Here is a 3,544-nt window from a genome sequence, read left to right as displayed (position 1 = left end):
TGCGCAGCGGCCAGCTCGTCTCTGCGTTGATGCGGTCCATCGCGCGCAACATCTCACGGCCTGCGGCGACCGCCCGCTGTGCGGCGTCGGCGGCTTCCAGCGGCGCGCCGAACAGCGCGAGGAAGCCGTCGCCGAGGAACTTGTTCACGATGCCGCCGTGGCGATCGAGAATGTCGACGAGCACGGCGAAGGCGCCGTCGAGCCGGTCGACGACCTCCTGCGGCGTGCGCGACTGTGCGCCGGCCGTGAAGCCGCGGAAATCGACGAACATCACAGCCACACGACGAACGTCGCCGCCCGTACTGGTCCCCGCCGTCATCAAGCGTTCCACCACTTGAGGGGAGACGTGCTGACCGAACAAATTCGTCACGCGATCGCGCGCGGTCGCCGCCGCGATGCTCGCGGCGAACTGGCGGCGCAGCTGAGCGCCGACGGCGCCCGCCAGCACGCCGCAGATCAAAATCACGACGCTGCGCACGGCGTGGAAATAGATCAGGGGATCGCCGGCCTCGTCAGCCGCGTTGTAGTGCAGCGCGACCGACAGAAGCCCGGCCGCGGCGACGAAACCCGTGAATGCCGAGAGCCAGAAGTCGAGCCGCAAGGTCGAGAGAATGACGAAGATGAAGTACATCAGCGGCACGGCAAAGCCGAGAGCCTGGCTCGGGCCCATGGTCCGGGTCTGCAGGATCAGGATCACCGTTGGCAGTGACGTCTCGATCAGCGTGCCGATATAGCGCCTGATTACCGGCAGATCGCGATCGAGCCGGAGGTTCTTCCTGATCTGGGTGTGGACCCAGACCTCGAACAGGATGAATCCGACGAGGAGGCCATAGACCTCGATGAGACCTTCCGTTCCGCGCCAGACCCGGTTCACCACGGCGGGGTCGATCAGATAGATCGCGGTGAGCAGCAGCATCAGGATGCAGCCGGTCATGATCAGCGCCCGCACCCGGAGCAGCTCGGTGCGCAGCACCTCCCGCGTCAGCTCGCGCTCGAAATCCTCCGATAGCGTGGCATGGTGCCGCGTCTTCCTGCTGGCAAAACGAACCATCTTCCCCCCTTGTCATTCCGGGGCGCGGCGCGGCCGCGAGCCTGGAATCTCGAGATTCCGGGTTCGATGCTGACGCATCGTCCCGGAATGACGCCGGAGACACTTTGCATCAATCCAGCGTGCGGCGGAAGCGCGTCACGGCGATGGTCATGGCCAGCAGCATCAGGGCGGCCAGCGCCAGCGTGTCGAAACGCAGGTTCTCCATGGTCGCGCCCTTCAACATGATGGCCCGCACGATCCGCAAATAATGGGTCAGCGGCAGAGCTTCGCCGAGATATTGCGCCCAGGCCGGCATGCCTGCGAACGGGAACATGAAGCCGGAGAGCAGGATGCTCGGCAGGAAGAACATCATCGACATCTGCATGGCCTGGAGCTGGTTCTGCACCAGCGTCGAGATGGTGTAGCCGATCGACAGATTGGTGGTGATGAACAGCGTCGAGAGCAGCGCCAGAAGGAACAGATTGCCAAGCACGGGCACGCCGAACAGGCCGACGCCGATGCTGATGATCAGGAAGGCCTGGATGAAGCCGACCAGCACGTAGGGCACGATCTTGCCGAGCATCACCTCGACCGGCTTGATCGGCATCGACAGCAGGCTCTCCATCGTGCCGCGCTCGACCTCGCGCGTGACCGACAACGCGGTAAAGATCAACATGGTCATGGTGAGGATGGTGCCGACCAGCCCCGGCACGATGTTGAGGCTGGAGCTGGCTGCCGGATTGTAGCGGGCATGGGCGCGGATCTCGAACGGCATTTCCGGGGGGGCGCCGATGTAGAGATCGTGCTTGAGCGCGGTCTGCACCACCATGCCGAGCGAGCCGATGGCAGCGCTGGCCGCGACCGGATCGGTGGCATCGGCTGCGACCAGCAGCGCCGGCCTGTCGCCGCGCCGCACCGCCCGCTCGAAGCCACGCGGGATCTCGACGCCGAACAGCACCTTGCCCGACTTCAGGAGATTGTCGAAATCATCGACGTCGTGCACCTCATAGAGGAAGCGGAAGTAGGCGGTGTTCTCCAGCGCCTTCAGGATCGAGCGGGCGAGATCGGAATCCTCCTGGAGCAGCACGGCGCTCGGCAGATGGCGCGGCGTGGTGTTGATGGCGTAGCCGAACAGCATGAGCTGCATCACCGGTAGCATCACGATCATCGCGAACGAGACGCGGTCGCGCTTGAGCTGGATGAACTCCTTGATCAGCATCGCATAGGAGCGCCGTAGGAAGCCGAAACGGTCCCGGGTTTCGCGTCGCGGTACGGGATGCTCGACCGCGCTCATTGGAAATTGTCCTTGGAGCGCCCCATCAGCTCGATGAAAACGTCTTCGAGCGAGGGCGGCGACTTCTGCCAATGCAGACCATCCTTCGCGCGCCAGGGCGCGATGCTGGCTTCGAGCGCCGCCACGTCTCGCCCCGAGACATGCAAGGAGGTGCCGAACGGCGCCACCATGTCGATTCCGGGCTTGCCCGTGAGCGCGGCGGCAAGCTCGTTCAGCGTTTCGCCCGTGACAGTGTAGGTGGTCAGCGCGGACTTGGCGATCACTTCCTCCACCGTGCCGTGCGCCAGCAGATTGCCGTAGGCGATGTAGGCAATCTCGTGGCAGCGCTCGGCCTCGTCCATGTAGTGGGTGGACACCAGCACGGTGAGGCCCTCGGCGGCAAGCGCGTGGATCTCGTTCCAGAAATCGCGCCGCGCCTTGGGGTCGACGCCGGCGGTCGGCTCGTCCAGCAGCAGCAATTGCGGATTGGGCAGGGTGCAGGCCCCCAGCGCCAGCCGCTGCTTCCAGCCGCCGGATAGCTCGCCGGCAAGCTGCTCCTCGCGTCCCGACAGCCCGAGCCGCTTGATCATGTCGCGCGCCGCGCCGCGCGCATCGGGCAGGCCATAGAGCCGCGCGACGAATTCGAGATTCTCGCGCACCGAGAGGTCCTGATACAGGCTGAAGCGCTGGGTCATGTAGCCGACTTTGCGCTTGATCTTCTCGGCATCGCGGCGGATGTCATAGCCGAGGCAAGTGCCCTCGCCGCTGTCGGGCGTGAGCAGGCCGCAGAGTATGCGGATCGTCGTGGTCTTGCCCGAGCCGTTGGGTCCGAGAAAGCCGTAGATCGAGCCGCGCTTCACCTGCATCGACAGATCGTGCACGACCTCGCGGCCGCCGAACGACTTGGTCAGGCCCTTGACGTCGATGGCGATGCCGTTGCCGCCATTCATCGCTTGTCCGCCACCGGTGTCTTGGTCTCAGGAGTTTTGGGATTGAGGTGGACGTCGATCGGCTGTCCGACACGCAAGGCATCGGGACGCGAGGGCCGCGCCTGGATCAGGTAGACGAGCTTGCTGCGCTCATCGAGGCTGTAGATGACGGGCGGGGTGTATTCGGCCGAGGTCGCCATGAAGTAGATCTTTGCGGTGAGGTCGGCGGCGCAATTGTCGCACGCGATGCGCACCGTGTCGCCGATCGCAAGCTTCGACAGCTCGGTCTCCGGGACGAAGAAGCGCAGCTTC

General features: G+C 64.8%; 3 protein-coding genes and 1 pseudogene. All 4 read right to left on the bottom strand.

Annotated features, from left to right (window positions below):
* Nucleotides 1-1,051 (bottom strand): adenylate/guanylate cyclase domain-containing protein (locus tag JHD07_RS07415; RefSeq protein WP_291620537.1); only part of this gene is annotated, 1,051 nt, incomplete at its 3' end.
* A 109-nt stretch (nucleotides 1,052-1,160) separates the two neighbouring features.
* Complete coding sequence (locus tag JHD07_RS07410; protein WP_291620535.1) at nucleotides 1,161-2,324, bottom strand: ABC transporter permease; 1,164 nt, start codon at nucleotides 2,322-2,324, stop codon at nucleotides 1,161-1,163.
* On the bottom strand, nucleotides 2,321-3,253 hold the full coding sequence (locus JHD07_RS07405) for an ABC transporter ATP-binding protein (RefSeq protein WP_291620533.1): 933 nt from the start codon (nucleotides 3,251-3,253) through the stop codon (nucleotides 2,321-2,323). The genes JHD07_RS07410 and JHD07_RS07405 overlap by 4 nt, the downstream gene beginning before the upstream one ends.
* Nucleotides 3,250-3,544: pseudogene (locus tag JHD07_RS07400) on the bottom strand (efflux RND transporter periplasmic adaptor subunit); the annotation flags it as partial. The pseudogene JHD07_RS07400 and the gene JHD07_RS07405, both read right to left, overlap by 4 nt.

It is taken from the genome of Bradyrhizobium sp., assembly GCF_016462955.1.
In the GTDB taxonomy this organism is placed as follows: domain Bacteria; phylum Pseudomonadota; class Alphaproteobacteria; order Rhizobiales; family Xanthobacteraceae; genus Bradyrhizobium.
The sequence above is the reverse complement of the archived record's forward strand: the minus strand, read 5'-3'. Positions and strand labels throughout refer to the sequence as shown.

What these genes read in the sequence shown, in the direction of transcription:
- JHD07_RS07405 (WP_291620533.1), bottom strand. Translation starts at nt 3,253, where the DNA reads ATGAATGGCGGCAACGGCATCGCCATCGACGTCAAGGGCCTGACCAAG.
- JHD07_RS07410 (WP_291620535.1), bottom strand. Translation starts at nt 2,324, where the DNA reads ATGAGCGCGGTCGAGCATCCCGTACCGCGACGCGAAACCCGGGACCGT.